This window comes from Metabacillus sp. KH_069 (assembly GCF_057838075.1).
Genome location: NZ_CM174460.1, coordinates 962,226 through 980,532 on the forward strand (window position 1 = coordinate 962,226; position 18,307 = coordinate 980,532).

General features: G+C 41.3%; 11 protein-coding genes. 9 read left to right on the forward strand and 2 right to left on the reverse strand.

The genetic code is table 11. The features are described from left to right. Positions 1-42 precede the first annotated feature (42 nt). Positions 43-363 carry a 2Fe-2S iron-sulfur cluster-binding protein gene (locus tag AC3ISE_RS04850; protein WP_489223261.1) on the forward strand — a complete coding sequence of 107 codons (321 nt, stop codon included), beginning with the start codon at positions 43-45 and terminating at the stop codon, positions 361-363. Positions 364-407: 44 nt separating this feature from the next. On the opposite strand, the gene AC3ISE_RS04855 is transcribed toward AC3ISE_RS04850, so the two are convergent. After that, positions 408-2,177, reverse strand: coding sequence for a glycoside hydrolase family 13 protein (locus tag AC3ISE_RS04855; protein WP_489223262.1), 1,770 nt, complete (start codon positions 2,175-2,177; stop codon positions 408-410). A 392-nt stretch (positions 2,178-2,569) separates the two neighbouring features. On the opposite strand from AC3ISE_RS04855, the gene AC3ISE_RS04860 reads away from it, so the two are divergent. From AC3ISE_RS04860 to AC3ISE_RS04880, 5 genes are all read left to right on the forward strand, one after another. Beyond that, positions 2,570-3,874, forward strand: coding sequence for a sugar ABC transporter substrate-binding protein (locus AC3ISE_RS04860; RefSeq protein ID WP_489223263.1), 1,305 nt, complete (start codon positions 2,570-2,572; stop codon positions 3,872-3,874). 213 nt (positions 3,875-4,087) lie between these two features. Further along, positions 4,088-5,389, forward strand: a complete 1,302-nt coding sequence (locus AC3ISE_RS04865; protein WP_070879231.1) for a carbohydrate ABC transporter permease — start codon at positions 4,088-4,090, stop codon at positions 5,387-5,389. Beyond that, positions 5,389-6,225: a sugar ABC transporter permease gene (locus tag AC3ISE_RS04870; RefSeq protein ID WP_489224266.1), complete on the forward strand. Its 837-nt coding sequence runs from the start codon at positions 5,389-5,391 to the stop codon at positions 6,223-6,225. The genes AC3ISE_RS04865 and AC3ISE_RS04870 overlap by 1 nt, the downstream gene beginning before the upstream one ends. A gap of 122 nt (positions 6,226-6,347) precedes the next feature. Beyond that, positions 6,348-7,886: an alpha-amylase family glycosyl hydrolase gene (locus AC3ISE_RS04875; RefSeq protein WP_489223264.1), complete on the forward strand. Its 1,539-nt coding sequence runs from the start codon at positions 6,348-6,350 to the stop codon at positions 7,884-7,886. Between the two features lie 165 nt (positions 7,887-8,051). Further along, a complete protein-coding gene (locus AC3ISE_RS04880; RefSeq protein WP_133311942.1) occupies positions 8,052-9,098 on the forward strand; it encodes a LacI family DNA-binding transcriptional regulator in 1,047 nt (348 codons plus the stop codon). Positions 9,099-9,614: 516 nt separating this feature from the next. On the opposite strand, the gene AC3ISE_RS04885 is transcribed toward AC3ISE_RS04880, so the two are convergent. Continuing rightward, positions 9,615-11,999, reverse strand: coding sequence for a penicillin acylase family protein (locus AC3ISE_RS04885; protein ID WP_489223265.1), 2,385 nt, complete (start codon positions 11,997-11,999; stop codon positions 9,615-9,617). Between the two features lie 187 nt (positions 12,000-12,186). Between AC3ISE_RS04885 and AC3ISE_RS04890 the strand changes: the two genes are divergently transcribed. From AC3ISE_RS04890 to AC3ISE_RS04900, 3 genes are all read left to right on the forward strand, one after another. Continuing rightward, positions 12,187-13,125, forward strand: coding sequence for a nucleoside hydrolase (locus AC3ISE_RS04890; protein ID WP_489223266.1), 939 nt, complete (start codon positions 12,187-12,189; stop codon positions 13,123-13,125). 128 nt (positions 13,126-13,253) lie between these two features. After that, positions 13,254-17,480 carry a tetratricopeptide repeat protein gene (locus AC3ISE_RS04895; protein WP_489223267.1) on the forward strand — a complete coding sequence of 1,409 codons (4,227 nt, stop codon included), beginning with the start codon at positions 13,254-13,256 and terminating at the stop codon, positions 17,478-17,480. Next, positions 17,480-18,262: an aminoglycoside phosphotransferase family protein gene (locus AC3ISE_RS04900; protein WP_489223268.1), complete on the forward strand. Its 783-nt coding sequence runs from the start codon at positions 17,480-17,482 to the stop codon at positions 18,260-18,262. Before AC3ISE_RS04895 ends, AC3ISE_RS04900 begins: the two co-directional genes overlap by 1 nt. Positions 18,263-18,307 lie beyond the last annotated feature (45 nt).

An 18,307-nucleotide genomic window follows, 5' to 3' on the forward strand; every position in this document is an offset into this window, starting at 1 on the left:
AATAGGTCAAGATGATACTACAATTAAATGGAGGAGATCGAAATGCCGACAATACACGTTCCGGGAAAAGGGTCGTTTGAGGCCGAAATGGGAAGAAAACTGGTACTTGCACTTGAGGATAACGGAATTGATATTCTGCACCGCTGCGGGGGAAAAGCAAAATGCACATCCTGCAGGGTCGAAATCCTCGAAGGTGATTTTGAAGATGTTACAAATGCAGAGAAAAATGCTTTTGCTGAAAAAGGTGTGGAGGACCATTTGCGGTTATCTTGCCAAATCAGAGTGAATGGCGACATCACCTGCAGGCCGATTATGACAGTCGAAAGCAGGGGCATTGAAGCGGGTCCGCGCCCTGAAGAGTGAAAAAAACAGCCCTGGAGATCATTCCGGGGCTGTTTTTCAATCGCTTATTTTTCAATTAAATAGAATGCCATCTCAAATGGCTTCACTGTTACAGTAAGATTCTTAGCGTGGGCGGCATATTCTTTTCCTGTGAGCAAATCAATTAATTTTGTATCTTCTAATTCAAATGGGAGAGCTGCACTTAATTCGCTTTCGGAATTGTTGAGGACAGCAATCATTTTTTGAGTTTCGTTTTGTTTTGTAAAAATAACATGATTGGTTTCATCGTCCGCTTCAACAAATGTAATATCTCCGCCGTTTCCGAATACAGGATACTGCTTGCGGAGGCCAATCAGCTTTTTCACATAATTGAAAAGCTCGCGGTCCTGCTTGTCCTCATCCCAGATCATGCATTTGCGGCAGCCTGGATCCTGTTCTCCGTTCATGCCGATTTCATCTCCATAATAAATGCAGGGCGAGCCGATAAAGCTTAACTGGTAGGCAAACAGCAGCTTCAGTTTTGCCTTGGAGTGATTCGCTGTATTTAAGATGCGCGGTGTATCATGGCTTCCGAGTAAATTGAAGGCCACTTCATTGACGTTTTTCGGATAAGAGTGGAGTACGCTTTCCATAATATTCACGAATTCCTGAGCCCTTACCTTATCACCAGCAATAAAATTCATTGTCCCTGTTGTAAACGGATAGTTCATAACGGCATCAAACTGATCTCCCATAAGCCATGGCATCGAATCATGCCAGATTTCGCCTAGGATATAAACATCTTCTTTTTCTGCGCGGACAGCCTGTCTGAATTCACGCCAGAATTGATGATCTACTTCATTTGCAACATCCAGTCTCCATCCGTCAATGTCAAACTCGCGAACCCAGTAACGGCCTACTTCAAGCAAGTACTCCTTTACTTCAGGATGCTCCGTATTCAGTTTCGGCATGCTCTCGACGAAAGCGAATGCATCATAGTTTAATGTATCATCTTCATTTTTAAGAGGAAACTGATGAATATGGAACCAGTCTTTATACTTGGAATCCATTCCATGTTCGAGTACATCCTGAAATTGGGGGAAGTAATAGCCGCTGTGATTGAATACCGCATCAAGCATGATTTTAATTCCGTTTTCATGACACGTTTGCACAAGTCGTTTAAACGTCTCTTTATCGCCAAATTGAGGATCGAGCTCCATGTAATCGATCGTGTCATATTTGTGATTGGAGTACGCTTTAAAAACGGGTGTGAAATAAAGACCGCTTACTCCTAATTCTTTCAGATAATCGATATTTTTGATTACCCCTTCAAAATCCCCGCCAAAGAAATTACCGCTCGTCGGCTCCGTGCTGCCCCAGTCCAATGTGCCTTCTGGATTAATGGAAGAATCGCCGTTTGCAAATCGTTCAGGGAAAATTTGATACCAGACTGTATCCTTAACCCATTCAGGTGCTTTAAAAACATCGGCCTTGTTCAAAAAAGGAAACGCAAAATAGGGGGCGGTGTCATCAGTTGTGATTTCATTCATAAACCCTTTTTCCGTAAAGATAAGCTTTTCGTCTCCGGAAGACAGCTCAAATCCGTAACGCATCCGGCGGTATTTTGGTTCGACAGCTGCAAACCAGTAATCAAACAGCTCATCCGAACCGCTTTTATGCATCGGCTCAAGTTTGAAGTGCCAGCCTTTTTCGCTCCATTCATATGGATCGCCATGAATCAGACTGACAGCGTCAGCATCGTTCTTTTTTGTGCGAAGCCTCAGGTGCATGGTTTTTTCATCATAAGCATAGGCAAATTGATTTTTTGGGCGGTGATAGATTGCTTCTTTTAACAAGTTGTTCACTCTCTTTCATAAGTTAAATTGTGTATGGCGGCAAAATCGGCAGGACAAAAGCTGATACAGGGGGTGTGACTATCATCCTATTCTATTAATCACCTTAAATCGCCAAATTATAGAATATGAACTCATTATAAAACATTGGGAAAACGTTTGCATTTATTTATAAAAATATATTGACTTTTAATTCTGGCAAACTTAAAATAAAAATTAGTTAATAGGGAAAACGTTTGCACAATTGTTCTCACACATCACTCACCCTTTTTTTTGAGAATGATAGGAAGCGTTTTCACTTTTAAACTATGAGACTTTGGTTTCAGTTGTGCGGATTGCCTCTGGGCACTAAGTACAATGAAATAGATTACAACAAAATAAAAGGTGGGGAAATTATGAGAAAGATTTTATCTTTATCTCTCATTGCATTACTGATGTTTGTTATGGTTGCATGCAGCAAGCCTAGCAGCTCAGAGCCGGCAAAAACAGAAGGCGGCGACAAAGAGGGCGGTAAAAAGACAGAAGAATCAGTAGATTTAGAACCTGAAGAAGGCGCAAAATTAGTTCTTTGGGATAACGCGGATTCAGAAGCTGAATGGGCATCTTATGTAGCAGAAGAATTCACAAAGAAATACGATATCCCAGTTGAAGTACAAGAAGTAAACCACGTTGACGCTGCTGGAAAGCTAGAAGTTGACGGACCTGCTGGGCTTGGAGCTGACGTATTCCACGCACCTCATGACCACGTAGGAAACATGGTAAAAGCTGGTCTTATTTATGAAAACGTTTTAGCTGACGAGTATAAAGAAAAATTCCTGCCAGCTGCAATCAGCGGTACTTCTTACACTGAAGAAGGCGGCGAATCTACTCTTTACGGATTCCCGATGGCAATTGAAACATACGCACTTTATTACAACAAAGATTTAGTAGACAAGCCTGCAGAAACGTTTGACGAAATTTTTGAGCAATCTAAAGGATTTGCTGGAGACGGCAAATACGGCTTCATGATGGAGCCTGCAAACTTCTACTTTGCACATGCATTCTTCGCTGGATACGGCGGTTACATCTTCGGAAATGACAACACAGATGCATCTGATCTAGGCATTAACAATGAAGGCGCTGTTGCTTCTGGTGAATTCATGCAGCGCATGAACAAAGAACTTCTTCCATTGAAAAAAGAAGATATTACTGGTGACTTGATCAGTTCTTTCTTTAACGATAACAAATTAATGTACCGCATCTCTGGTCCATGGGATATCAAAAACCATGAAGAAGCAGGCATCAACTTCGGTATTGCTCCGCTTCCTAAATTAGATAACGGCGAAACTCCAAAAAGTTTCTCTGGAATCAAAGCTTACTATGTAAACTCTTACTCTAAGTATCCTAAAGCTGCTACTCTATTAGCACAATTCGCTACAAGCACAGAAATGCTTGAAAAACGTTTTGAAATGACTGGACAGCTTCCTCCTCAAACAGAATTGATTGAAAGCGATGCGATCCAAAACGACGAAGTTGCTTCTGCATTCCTTGAACAGGCTGAATCAGCACTTCCAATGCCAAACATCCCTGAAATGCAATCTGTATGGGGACCAATGGAAACTGCTTATACAACAATGTGGAACGACGGAACTGAACCTAAAAAGGCACTTGACGCAGCACTTCAGCAAATTGAGGATGCTATCTCTTCACAAACGAAGTAATAGTCAGTCTGAGCCGATACCTTTGGTATTGGCTCAACTTTTATCCTTTATTGGCAGGCAGCAGCCTCTACCTCTATGCGGATAGAATGCATGGGACAGAGGTGCAGGCTAACTGCCCGTAAATGGGGACAGCAAAGGGACAATGGGGTAATAAGCAAGAAGAAATTTCTCAAGCAGACACAACTTTCAATCAACGTGAGGAGGCCTGGCATAATGCGCGGACCAGCTAGAATAGGTGCATTACTATCGTTTTTACTAATGGGGCTTGGACAGATCTACCACCGTCAATATCTTAAAGGAATTTTATTTATTCTTTTAGAAGTTTACCTTCTGGTATTCTGGTCTTTGCCGTTCAGATATGCAATGTGGGGCTTAACAACATTAGGCGACACCCCGCAGACAAGAAATGGATTTACAGTCGTGCAAGGCGATCACTCCATATTCTTAATGATCGAAGGGATCATTTTCTTAATCTCCTTCCTGCTTTTCATCTGGGTTTACTACTTAAACGTTCGTGATGCATACAAAGTAGGCAAAATGCGCGAGCGCGGCATCAAGCCTAATACAGCAAAACAAACCCTGATAAATGTATGGGAAAATGGGTTCCCTTACATCCTTTTAACACCATCTATTCTATTTACAATGTTTTTAACGATTCTTCCTCTGTTATTTGGAGTTATGATTGCATTTACAAACTATTCAGGTCCAAATCATCTGCCGCCAAAGGCTTTGGTGGATTGGGTAGGATTTGATACATTCTTAAATCTTTTCCAATTAAAAACATGGAGCACAACGTTCTACGGAGTTTTTGGCTGGACGGTCCTATGGGCGATTTTATCAACAGCGACTACGTTCTTCCTTGGTTTGATCTTTGCTGTTCTGATCAATCATAAAGGCATTAAACTTAAGCGTTTATGGCGCAGCATTTACATTCTGCCATGGGCGATTCCGCAATTTGTCAGCATCTTGATTTTCAGAAATATTTTCAACGGAGAATTTGGGCCGCTGAATCAATATATTAAAGCACTTGGTCTTGAAGCTATTCCTTGGCTGTCAGATCCAATGTGGGCAAAAGTTACGCTTGTAACAGTAAATATGTGGTTTGGATTCCCGTTCTGGATGGTTCTTATGAGCGGTGTTATGACGACAATTGATAAAGAAATGTTTGAAGCGGCAGATGTTGACGGAGCAACGCCTTGGAGCAAGTTCTGGAAGATTACTATGCCGATCGTTATGTTCTCAACCGCTCCGCTTCTTATCATGAGCTTTGCAGGGAACTTCAATAACTTCAATATTATCTATCTATTAACTCAAGGTAATCCTGTTAACGTGAATTACAGCTATGCCGGATCAACGGATATCCTGATCAGCTGGATTTATAAAATGACGCTTGAACAAAGTCAATTTGCTACAGCTTCTGTCGTATCGATCTTAATCTTTATCGTAGTAGCAACTCTTTCTATCTGGAACTTCAGAAAAACAAAAGCATTCAAGGAAGAGGATATGATGTCATGATGAATAAAAAATTAACTGATAAACTCGTCGTTGGCTTTATATACGCCATATTGATCATAACAGCGATTCTTGTCCTGTATCCTGTCTATTTCATCCTGATCGGATCATTAAATCCAGGGGATTCACTGTTTGCAACAAAGCTTATACCAGAAGCATTAAGTCTTGATCACTACCGTTATCTTTTTGAGGAAACAAAATATTTAACATGGTATAAAAACACGTTTAAAATTGCATTCTTCAACATGATTATTTCAACATTCCTTGTTGTTACAGCGGCATATGCGTTTTCACGCTTCCGTTTTCCGGGCCGCAAACAGGGGTTAATGGCGATGCTTGTCCTGCAAATGTTCCCAAGCTTCATGGGAATGATTGCGATCTACATTTTACTTCTTCAAATCGGATTATTGGACAATCACTGGGGCCTTATCTTAGTGTATGCAGGCGGATCGATTCCGTTTGGAGCATGGCTTGTTAAAGGATACTTTGATGGTCTTCCAAGAAGCTTAGAAGAAGCAGCAAAAATGGACGGTGCCAGTCATACTACGATTTTCTTTAAAATCATGATGCCTTTGTCAAAGCCTATCTTAGTATTTATTGCTGTAAATAACTTTATCGGACCTTGGATGGACTTCATTTTCGCCCGTCTGATCCTTCGTTCAAACGATAACAAGACACTTGCAGTTGGTCTATTTGAATTCGTAACAGGCAGAACGAGCACTCAATTTACCACGTTCGCAGCCGGAGCGGTTCTAGTAGCAGTGCCAATCACCATTCTATTCTTGCTTTTCCAAAAGTATATTGTTGAAGGATTAACGGCTGGAGCGAATAAAGGGTAAGATTCGGAAATCGATTTCATATTGAATTAATAAACATAGTTTAATAGTCTTATACGTAAAGCTGTCTCGAATCCGCTTATATGGAGACGGGACAGCTATTACGCAGTAAGGGGGGCAGAGGGATGGATAAACGTATACTACAAGTACTGATCATCCCTTTTTTCCTTCTCTCAGGTTTTTCATTGAACGCTGTTCGGGCAGAAGAGAAGGAAGAACGATCGTGGCAAGATGAAAGCATGTATTTTATTATGATTGACCGCTTCAATAATGGCGATACAAGCAACGATTTTGAAGCAAATCCCAAAAATCCGAAGGCATATCACGGCGGAGATCTTCAAGGGATTATTGATAAACTGGATTACATTCAGGAAATGGGGTTTACATCTATTTGGCTGACTCCGGTCTTTGATAATGAAGAAGGCGGCTATCACGGGTATTGGATTCGTGATTTTAAAAACGTGGATGAAAACTTTGGAACACTTGAGGACTTTAAAACGCTTGTAAAAGAAGCGCACAAACGGGATATGAAGGTCATGCTTGATTTTGTAGTCAATCATACGGGCTATAAGCATCCATGGCTGAATGATCCTGAAAAGAAAGACTGGTTTCATGAAAAGAAGGATATTGCCAACTGGCAAAATCAAGAGGAAGTAGAAAATGGCTGGCTGTTTGGCCTGCCGGATTTAAACACCGAAAATCCTGAAACGAAAGCCTATTTAATGGATGCTGCCAAATGGTGGATTACGGAAACAGACATCGACGGTTATAGACTGGATACTGTTCGCCACGTTCCTAAAGCCTTTTGGGAGGAATTTTCAAAAGAAGTAAAATCAGTGAAGAAAGATTTCTTCTTGATGGGCGAAGTTTGGGATAAAGATCCTCGCTACGTATCGGGTTATACGGAAGCTGGCCTTGATTCTGTCGTTGATTATCCTTTTTATGATGATGCATCCAAAGTGTTTTCGGATGCAGGTGGATCGCCGGGGATGCTTGCCAACGTGTTTAAACGCAATCAAATTCTTTATAAAGATCCTTATGTTTTAGGCAATTTTATAGATAATCATGATAATGAACGTTTTACACGGAAAGCCATTGCGAATAATCAAAATCCGGTTACCCGGCTGAAGATGGCTCTTGCCTACATGTATTCTGCACCTGGCATGCCAATCGTGTACTATGGCACAGAGATTGCGATGGACGGCGGCAATGATCCGGACAATCGCCGGATGATGAACTTCCGTGCCAATGAAGATCTCATCAAGTATGTGTCAAAGCTTGGGAAGATCCGCTCTGAATTTCCTTCTTTAAGACGCGGAGAAATGGACGTTTTATATGATGAAAAAGGAATGACCATTCTTAAAAGAACATATAAGAATGAAATGACCGTTATTGCGTTAAATAATTCCGCTGAATCAAGAAACGCCGTTATACCGGCTAAAGCGCTTGAAGAAAATAAAGAATTGCACGGATTGCTGACAGGTGATATGACCGAAGAAAAGAACGGAGAGTATGAATTTATTCTCGACCGTGAAACAGCTGAGATCTTTGAGGTTGGGGAAAAAACTGGCCCAAACTTGCCGTTAATCAGTGTGTTCGTGGCAGTTCCGGCAGTATTTGCAGGATTCTTATACATGAACAGAAGAAAGAAGCAGACATCTTAATGCCAGTGAACCAAAGAGAAATGAGATGATTTCTCTTTGGTTATAAAGGATTCAAAGTGAATGCGTTTACAAAGTGGTTATTTAAAAAAGAGTATGTTAAATTAGACTTTTCAATTTGGAGAGAAAAAACTGCTCCAAACATGATGAAAGTAAGAGAGGGATGGGATTGTGGCAACAATAAAAGATGTCGCAAGGTTAGCAAATGTAGCTCCATCAACCGTATCGAGAGTGATTGCTAATAACCCGCGTATAAGTGAGAAAACAAAAGAGAGAGTAAGAGAAGCCATGACTGAGCTTGGGTATCATCCGAATTTCATAGCCAGAAGTCTTGCAAATCAATCGACTCAGGCAATTGGAATCGTAATTCCGGGTTCTGCTGACAAAGCCTTTTTAAACCCATTCTTTCCGGAAGTGATCCGCGGCATCAGTAAAGGAGCTCACCAAAAACATTATGCCCTGCATATGTCAACGGGTGAAACGGATGCTGAAATTATGGAAGGCGTCGTTCAGATGGTTGAAGGAAAACGGGTCGACGGCATTATTCTCTTGTATTCACAAGTAGATGATAAACTGACAAAATACCTGCTTATGAAAAACTTCCCGTTTGTAATCGTTGGAAAACCATTTAAGGATGTCGAGTTAATTACTCACGTAGACAACGATAATTACCGGGCAGCAAAAGAAGTAACAGAACATTTGATTGAGCTTGGACACGACCGCGTTGCTTTTATTGGTGGTAATCTTAAACTTGTGGTAACAGTTGAACGCCTTTTAGGGTATGAGAAAGCGATTCGAAATGCAGGACTTGAATACCGCGATGACTACATTGTGCATGCTCAATTTCTAAAAGAAGGCGGGCAGGCAGCTGTTCAGGAATTGTTCAAATTGAATGAGCCGCCGACTGCGCTTGTCGTAGCCGATGATTTAATGGCGCTCGGAGTTCTGAATATGCTTGATGATATGGGCATAAATGTACCTAATGACGTATCAGTTGTATCGTTTAATAATGTGATGCTGTCAGAAGTTTCACGACCGCCGCTTACTACTGTGGATATTAATATTTTTCAATTAGGCTATGAAGCTGCCAAGCATGTGATTCAGCTGGTGGAAGATCCTAACGATCCAATTAAACGGATCATTATCCCGCATAAGCTTATGAAAAGGCAGTCATGCAAGGGATATATACAAGAAGAAAAGCTGCATCACGCATGATGCAAAAATAAGCTGCCCGGAAGAATCAGGGCGGCTTTTTATATTGTTTTATTTAATTCTTAAATAGGGCTGCATCAACTAATTCCTGGCTAACCAACTCTATGACAAAAAAACGTGGCTGGGACAAATGGTTTTCAGCCAAAGAAAAGTCCGAACTATTATGTGAAATTCCAACTTGAATTTCGTTTTAGTTCGGATTTTTTTCTTAGCTCTTTTCATAAATATTGTTGCTACAGGACTAAATGTTTAAAACTTTAAGTGGATTGCAGCGGAAGGAACTTGACTCCTGCGGGAAATAGAGCAAAATGGGAGACCCCACAGGCAACGCCGAGGAGGCTCCCATGCTCCCCGCGGAAAGCAAGTTCCTGGAGCGGAAAGGAACGGACATTATTTATCATGAAAAACAACAATTTATGGCGAAAATAGCTCTTTCTTTTAATGGTTTTCGCACTATTCAATGTTCGGCTTTCATTCAGGAGATGATCGTTACGTCCCAGCCTCGTTCATTTCGGCCGGTCATTTCTCCGGCAATAAAGTTAAGCTTTCTTCCTTCTGCTTCGCGTTTAGATCAGTCAGATGATAGGTTCCGTTCATCCAATCATCAATCTGATCTTGATACCATTCGCTTTTCACATGGCCGGATTGGCCAGGTCCAACAATATGGTGTCCTTTTGTCATTTCAGCCGCATCGATGACAAAGCGCCAGGAAGCACCGTGATTGACGATTCCTTCAGAATTATAGTTTGCGGCGGCGACTGTAATTTGACTGCCGCCGACAGGCTGAGGTTTCTCGTTATTAAACAGCCATTTTAGAACAGGTGAGGCAGAAGAAAGAGGGTGTCCAAAATAAAGCTGATGGTAATCGCCCCATTTCCAATCCTCCGGGTTATCGCCGTATTCTTCTTGAAGAGAGGCGACGACATTCCCGAATGATGTGAGCAAAACTTTATCAAGGCCACCTTTATCTGAAATCCATTCAGACTCATCCCCGTTAAAAGCGCGTCTGAGCAGTTCATCAACGATTCCCTGTTTTCCTTCAAATAAGTCATCCATTTCTTTTGGAACAGCGTCTTTAAAAAGAGTGACGGGAATTTCTTTCATCAGCAAGTGAAAGAGAAGCGGAGCTCCCATATCTTTATCATCTTCCATGTTCCATTTTACAAGCAATTTGGCAGAAGCTTTTTCAGTCTCATTTAAATCACCCTCGCTGATTCTGTTAATAATAGCGGGCAAAAATTCCTCAGCATATAAATTTCGCTGATCCATCTGCAGTTTTTTCATATCATTTAATGTGAGCTTATCGTCTGTCTCTAAAACCTCTTTAATTCTCATATACCGATAAGGCTGCGCCCAATGATGACTAATATGGTAAGGGTACGAATCATCAATCACCTTATTGTTTGCGGTAGCAACAAAACCTTCCTCAGGGTTGACCGTGCGGGGAAGCTCATCATAAGGAATAAATCCTTCCCATTCATATTCATCAGTCCAGCCAGGTATAGGAATCATGCCGTCACCTTTTTTCCGGATTGGAATTTTTCCGTTTGCCTTATAGGCAATTGTTCCATCCGCCCCGGCAAAAACAAAATTTTGGGTTGGGACGTGAAAATCTTCAAGAGCCTGTTCGAATTCGTTCCAGTCTTTCGCTTTGTTCATTGAGAGCACTGCCTGGAATTCGGTTGAAGGCATAAGAGCTGTCCATTTCATAGCAAGAGCTGTATCCTGCTTTTTATCAAATGCAAATTCGGACATGAGCGGGCCGTGCCTTGTTTCGATCACCTCATAATCGATGGTCCTTTCATCCTTCACCGCGATAGGCTCTTTAAACACCTTTGCATCTTCCCATTTATCGTTGTATAAAAATTGCCGCGGATTATCAGGATTGCGTTTTTCAATGTATAAATCCTGTACATCTGGCCCCGTATTCGTTACACCCCAGGCAATATAATCATTGTGTCCAAGAATGATTCCAGGGACCCCGGCAAAAATAACGCCGCTGACATTCATGCTGTCACTTTGCAGATGCATTTGATACCAGATTGATGGTGTGGCAAGTGAGAGGTGGGGATCGTCTGCAAGCAGAGGTTTCCCGCTTTCGCTTTTTTCACCGCTCACAACCCAGTTGTTGCTTCCATTAAATTCGGGTGGAATGATGGCACTTGCAAAGCTTTTCTCCATGTTCATTTTCACTTCATCATAAGCAGACAGAATTTCTGGGGCATCCTTTGGAAAGGAAGGAAATAAGTCATATGCTTTCTCTTTTGGAAACGTATCAAGCGCCCAGTAACGGAACGCCTGCCCTGACCAATGGCCTCCTAAATCAAAAGCCATGTATTTGCCGATGGTGAGGGAATCGATTGGTGTCCATTCTGCCGGCTCGTATTTCAGCAGGCTGAATTCAAGAGGCAGTGTCCCATGTTCTTTTGCGTCTTTCATAAAGGCATTTACACCATCTGCAAACCACTGCATGGCATCTTTTGAAGATTGATTATACTCTGGATAAGACACTTCAGCGGCTCTTCTCAAACCGAGCGTTCTAAAAAATTTGTCCTTATCAACAGTTGCCGCGCCGACCACTTCACTCAGCATTCCGGATGCCTGTCTTCTGCTTAAATCCATTTGGAAGAGGCGATCCTGAGCCTGTACATATCCTTGTGCGATGTATAAATCTTTGTCTGATTTTGCCCTAATATGAGGTACCCCGTTTTTATCCCTCGTTACTTGGGCTGCATCGGTCATTCCTCTGACGATTACTTCTCCATTTAATTGGGGAAGACTTTTCTCGGTGAAAAGGTTTACATAAATGAATACTCCGATTAGAAGAAAGAGAATGGCGAAAGCTCCAATCCATAGACTTCTCCGTCTCCGGGGTACTAATCTGCGTTCTGCCTTAGCTTCCATGATCCTCACACTCCATCTTTCAGTTAAGGAATATATTACACTCAGTTCAGGAAAATCCTGTGTACGAAAAAAATAAAAAGGAAATGACTATTTTCCCATTCAAGACGCGAGGAGAAAAACGTAGCATTCAATCTTTTCCAATTCCATATATATAACCATCTGACATTAGAAAATAGGTGGATTAACAATGAAAAAAATTTTACTGTTTGCAGATCCCGGAATCGATGATTCCCTGGCCATTATCTACGCTTTATTAAATCCCGATATTGAGCTTTTAGGTATTGTTACAAGCTATGGGAATGTGTCTAAACAGCAGGCAACAGAAAATGCAGCCTATTTGCTCAAGCTTGCAGGCAGAGAGGACATTCCTGTTATAGAGGGGGCGACATTTCCGTTAAACGGCGAGGTTTCGGTCTATTATCCTGAAATTCATGGGGAGGAAGGGCTTGGGCCGATAAGGCCTCCAGAGAATATAGAATTAAATATTAAGCCATTCAGTCATATTTTCACATTGATTCAAGAACACGGAGATGAACTTGTTATTGTTGATACGGGCAGAATGACCTCCCTTGCAAATGCTTTTAATTTTAACCTTGAAGTCATGCAGGGGGTTCCTGAAATTTATTTAATGGGAGGAGCTTTTTTTGTCCCGGGCAATGTAACTCCGCTCGCAGAGGCTAACTTCCATGGTGATCCAATAGCAGTAAACGTTGTGCTTAAGTATGCGAAAAAAGTATATATAACCCCTCTGAATGTGACCAACAGTGCCATTATCACCAGTGAAATTGCAGGATATATATACTCTATCTCTTCAAATCCCTATAAGGAGCTTATTCCTGCCATTACGAAGTACTATTCTGATGCTTATGCTAAGCTCAGGCCGGGAGGAAGAGGAGCATCCATACACGATGTTTTTACTTTGTACTATATGTTAAACAAAGACAAAATCTATTCTGTTACCAAAAATGTCGAGGTTTCGGTCTTAGATGACGCAAGAGGACTGAGCTATGCCGATTTTCGCAATAATCAAATGCAGCCAGGTGCAAGGCACACCATTGCCCTTCATTTTCAGTATCAGGACTTCCTTGCTGATTTTATTAAAGTAATGTCTTCACCTCTCCGATAATCAAAGTTTGAAAACCTGCATATAAACGTGCAGGTTTTCTGTTAGAAAATGGCTTACAAATCACATAAAACAAAGTATATTTAAAAAAGAAGAAATAAATATTTTGAATAATCCGGCGAGGGGTAAATATGAATCTATCATACATAGAAGAAACGCTGAAAAAACATGACTATTCAGGAGCAATGAAGCACTTTTTAGAAGAGTACAAGGAAGTGGCGGAGGAGAATAAGCTTTCACGTTTTCGCAGGTTTATTCGATCGTACACAGATGAAAGCCAACTGAAATATTTGCTTCAGGTTCTAGATGCATCATTAATGGACCAGCTTGGCGGAATCTTCATAAGAGACAGCTACAGGAGATTAAAATCTCCTCTGACGGCTCTTTGGTATTGCCAGCAGCTTATTGATGAGAACAAGCTGATTGAAGCTGAAGAACTTTTAAAAGAAATAGAAAAGCAGGAACTCACTGATGAATGGAGAGAAAAGCTTTATTTCACAATGGCAAGTGCACTTATTGGGATGCGGCGATTAAAGGCAGCGTTTCAATATATGCAAAAATGCGAAGAAGCTTCCAGTGATCCCGTGAAGACGCGCTGGGCTTATTACTATTTGCAAAGCGGAGAATGGGACAGGGCTTTGCAGTGCTTAGACGACAGTAAGAAGGATGAAAAAGACGGTTTGACCGCCTATGTGCTGCTTGTTCAGCATCATGCGCTTCAGGGGGATGCGGAACAAGCCGGAATCATTTTAGAAGAAGGTTTAACCCTTTATCCGGATTTTCCAAAACTAATCGTTGAAAAGATTAGGCTGTGCTATAAACAGAAGCGCTGGACGGATATGGAAAAAGCGATTTCAGACCTGCATTCACTTACCCCTTTTCATGAATATAAGAGAATGGCCGAGTATTACACGGCTGATTCCTTATATGAGCAGAAAGAATTCGGGAAGCTTGAATCGTTTTTAGCAGAGCACACTGAATTTAAGAAAGAATCCCATTATAAAAATTTTACTGGCCGGGCAGACCAAGCTTCTAAAATGGTGACCTTTAAGCCGGTCGTGCAAAAATATAATTATTGTGTTCCTGCATGTGCAGAAATGATTTTCAGTATGTTCGGCAAGACGTATAAACAAGATGAAATTGCAGAATCAGTCTTTCATGTTTCAGGTTCAAAGTTATCTAAAATAATTGAGTACTTCGAAGAAAAAGAGTTTACAAGCAGGTACTTTTTGGGGAATCCCGACATTTTAAAAACGCTGATTGATCTGGATGCGGCCGTTATGATCAATATCGATTATCCAACAACCTCCCATGTTCAATTGCTTGCGGGCTATGATGACAATTTGAATGTTTTCCACGTTCAGGATCCAAATCTCAGAACCACCCATGAAGTCATGTATGAAGACTTTGAGCAGGAATATGGGAACAATGGAGTCTTATCTTTAGCGGTTCTTCCTGAAAAAGAAGCTGAAAAATTGAATGTATTATCTATAAATGAACACGAACTAGCAGTTAAGCTTTTTTCTATGACAGAGGCATCGAACAAGCAGCTGAGTGATGCTGAACAAGCCTTTCTAAAAGAAAATCTTCACCTTATGGCTGTCTCAGCCTACGTCATTAAATATCTTCCCGGAATAGTGGCAGAAGAAATTCTTGATGCAGCTGCCATGTATGTTTTTGAGCATTCTAAGGAATCTGAATACCGCAGTCTTTCAGCTGCCATGGCTTATTTCAGCGTAAAAAACAATGAACGCGCCCTGGAGTACTTGACGCAGCTTCCTTTTAAACAGTATTTGGCGACTTATTGGTATGCGAAAGGGAGATTAAGCTATAACAAGGATGAATATGACGGTGCATTTGTGGCTTTTGCGGAAGCCTTGAAATCGGAACCGGATGATCATATTCTATGGGGATACCTCGCTCTGACTGAACTCAATCGTGACCGTGTTCAGGAAGCTTTGAGATATTCAGAGATTGCGATGGATATCAATGAAGATGATGCTTTTTCACTGATTAACCATGGAATTATTTTAATGGAAATGAACGAGTATGAAAAAGCCAGAAATCTGTTCCACTCATTCTTGAAAATTGAGAAGGAAGACGGGTATGTATGGTTTCAGCGGGCAAGGTGCGATAAAGAATTAGGAAGATATAAGCTTGCAAGAAGAGGGTTTCAGACTGCAATAGCACTCGAACCGGAAGTGCCGCTTGCATATAAAGAGCTTTCAGGACTTTACGAAATCGTTTACGATGATGTTCCTAAAGCGAAGGAGATTCTTGAAAAGGGGATTGCAGCTGCCGAAGACAAACAGATGCTCCTCCATGAAGCGGGAGATCTATCTGAACGTGCTGGGGAACTTGAACAAGCAAGGCAATTTTATATGCAGGCTGAAGAGCTCGATCCGAAAGATGTATATGCACGTATTTCCCTTGCCGCTCTTTATAAAGAGGAAGGAAAAACAGATCAATTTTTCAAAGTAATTCACCGCTATTTCGAACAATTCCAAGAAGACAGTGAATTTCTTATCAACGCAGGAAAGCTGATGTTCGCCGCAAGTTCAGAAATGAAAGAAAAAGACTCACATATGGATCTCGCACTTTCTTATGTAGAAAAAGGGATTTTATATGCGGATGCCAATATTGGGGAAGCGATTGAGATCTATGTTGATCTCGTATCTGAAACGCCATACTCACGCCGCGGACTTGAATTTTTAGAAAGCATAAGAGAAGGAAAAATAGACGAATTTCTTCTGATCAGCTATATCGGCTGTTTATATGAGTCCCAGGGTCTATTGGATAAGGCCAAGCAGTATTTAAAACAGGCCATTGCCTTAAAGAAGGATGATATTCTTCCGTTTTACCGGCTTGGGGAGATTGCCTTTAAACAAGAAGATTATGGCGAGGCAGAAAAACAGTATAAACGGGTGCTTGAGCTTGATCCTGCACATGAACAGGCAATGCTTGACCTTGCGGGTGTCGCAAATGCCAGAGAGGACAGGAAATCAGAGAAGAAATACCTGCTGTCTGCATTTAGAGTGGACCCTTATTGTGTTTCTGTCGAAGCTCTGCTCGAGGTTCTTGAATTCCAGACGGAAATTGAAGCATTTAAAGAACTTCTAATGAGTGCAAATGTTGAGAAGGCTTTCCTCTATGATGCCCTTGCCCATATTCATGGAAAGCTTGGAAATCTGAAAGAAGAAGAAGAAAATTTGAACAAAGCATTTGAACTTGCGCCAGCTCAATTTCAAATTCTTCATCATCAAGTCAAGCTCTGGATGAAGCAGGGAAAAATGAAACAAGCAAAATCCCAGCTCCTCACACTGATTATGGAAAATCAAGAAAATAAGTTTCTCTATGAAACGTGGATTGAAGTAATGCTTGGCACAAAGTCCATGCATAAACTTGAAAATGAAATAAAAAAAATGAAGCTTACAGCTGAAGAAAAAAGCATTATTTTCATGAATGCAGCAGCTGCGTATGAACGGCAAATGCAATCCATGCGTGATGCATACGAAGAGATGGAAGAACAAAAAGGATGGCTGAAGCGGTTCACGAATTTTTCGAAGATGAGCCTGAAATTTGGAACACTGATTGGCCTGTATGAAGAGGCATTGAAACATGACCGGGAGAATGTTACAGCTGTTATGTGGTATGCCGAATTTCATTTGGATGCAGGATTGGCGGAAGATGCGATTAAAATTCTGGAGCAGTGGCTCCGCTATCAGTGGGAGCCTGACGTTGCCTATAGGCTGGCTGTTCTTTATATAAATGAATTCGGAAATGTCCCAGAGAAAAAAGCTGTTAAGTACTTGTCAGGAGCATGCAGCCTTATTGAAACACTGCTTGAAGAAAACGAGGATCCCGATTATCTCGTTGTTCTTGGAATGGCCTTGCTTGAACTTGAAGAATTTGAAGAATCAGAACAAGTTCTCATGCGTGCAGTGAAAATTGAGACTGCTGTTGAAAAAGGATACTTCCACTTGGCCAGAGTCTATGAAGCTATAGAACAGTACAGCAAAGCAGAAAATGCGATCCAGCATGCAATCACTGTAAATCCGGATGATCATGACAATTATAATCAGCTCGGACTGATTTACCGACATCAAAATAAACTAAAACAAGCACTTGAAGCAGTTGAGAAAGCTATCTCAATAGAGCCCGAGGATTTAATCAGTTTGTATAACAGAGCTTGTTATCTTTCAACTTTGGGCAGATACAAAGAATCTGCCGGGCAGCTCGAAGCTCTTTATAAGCTTGATGAAGAATTTGTTTTCACTGAGATGGCAGAGGATGACGAAGATTTAGAATCATTGAAAGAAGCGGGATATTTTCCGATGAATCCGCTGCTGAAACGATAATGTTGAATGAGATGGATATGATCGGCGAAGGCTCGACAGCCATTACGTATTCTTACGGAAAAGATAAGGCTGTTAAAATGTATAGATATGATTCAGCAACTATTCATTACGAATTTGAAGTGAATAGATACTTGACTGAATGCGGAATCAGCGTTCCAAAAGCTTATGAGATTGTGACCATTGACGGTAAAGAAGGGATTGTCTTTGAAAAAGCAGCAGGCAATCCGTTAACAGCTGAAATGATGAAAAGTCCTTCAGCTGCCATTCGAAGTATAAAGATGATGGCAAGGCTTCATACTGGCATCCATGAAAAACCGGCAGAATCTCTAAAAAAACAGAAGAGTTCTATTGAAATGAAAATCCATGCTTCAAGTCTTTCAGGTACAGAAAAGGCAGCGGTATTAGACCATTTAGCCTGTCTTTCCTCAGGAAAACAGCTGTGTCACGGGGATTTTCACCCTGATAATATTTTAATCTCTGCCGGTAATCCTACAGTGATTGATTGGGCTGATGCGGTGTGCGGGCAGCCTGAGGCTGACCTTGCCCGGACCATTCTAATTTTGAGGTATGGCGGATTGAAGACAAATGATGCATTTATGGGGTTCATCCGCAAATGGATGTGCAGGCTGTATATTCGCGAGTACAAAAAACATCGTTCGTTCTCTGCAGAAGAGCTTTATAAGTGGGAGCTGCCATTAGCTGCAGCCAGACTTTCAGAATCCATTCCGACTCATGAAAAGCAAAAGCTGCTTGCAATCATAAGGTCGTACTTGAAAAAGTAAGCAAAACGGTTAATAATAAGGTGTATCTTTAATAAACTTTTAAAA

Coding starts and splice junctions, on each gene's coding strand:
- AC3ISE_RS04895 (WP_489223267.1), top strand. CDS start 13,254: ATGAATCTATCATACATAGAAGAAACGCTGAAAAAACATGACTATTCA.
- AC3ISE_RS04860 (WP_489223263.1), top strand. CDS start 2,570: ATGAGAAAGATTTTATCTTTATCTCTCATTGCATTACTGATGTTTGTT.
- AC3ISE_RS04865 (WP_070879231.1), top strand. CDS start 4,088: ATGCGCGGACCAGCTAGAATAGGTGCATTACTATCGTTTTTACTAATG.
- AC3ISE_RS04890 (WP_489223266.1), top strand. CDS start 12,187: ATGAAAAAAATTTTACTGTTTGCAGATCCCGGAATCGATGATTCCCTG.
- AC3ISE_RS04850 (WP_489223261.1), top strand. CDS start 43: ATGCCGACAATACACGTTCCGGGAAAAGGGTCGTTTGAGGCCGAAATG.
- AC3ISE_RS04900 (WP_489223268.1), top strand. CDS start 17,480: ATGTTGAATGAGATGGATATGATCGGCGAAGGCTCGACAGCCATTACG.
- AC3ISE_RS04875 (WP_489223264.1), top strand. CDS start 6,348: ATGGATAAACGTATACTACAAGTACTGATCATCCCTTTTTTCCTTCTC.
- AC3ISE_RS04885 (WP_489223265.1), bottom strand. CDS start 11,999: ATGGAAGCTAAGGCAGAACGCAGATTAGTACCCCGGAGACGGAGAAGT.
- AC3ISE_RS04870 (WP_489224266.1), top strand. CDS start 5,389: ATGAATAAAAAATTAACTGATAAACTCGTCGTTGGCTTTATATACGCC.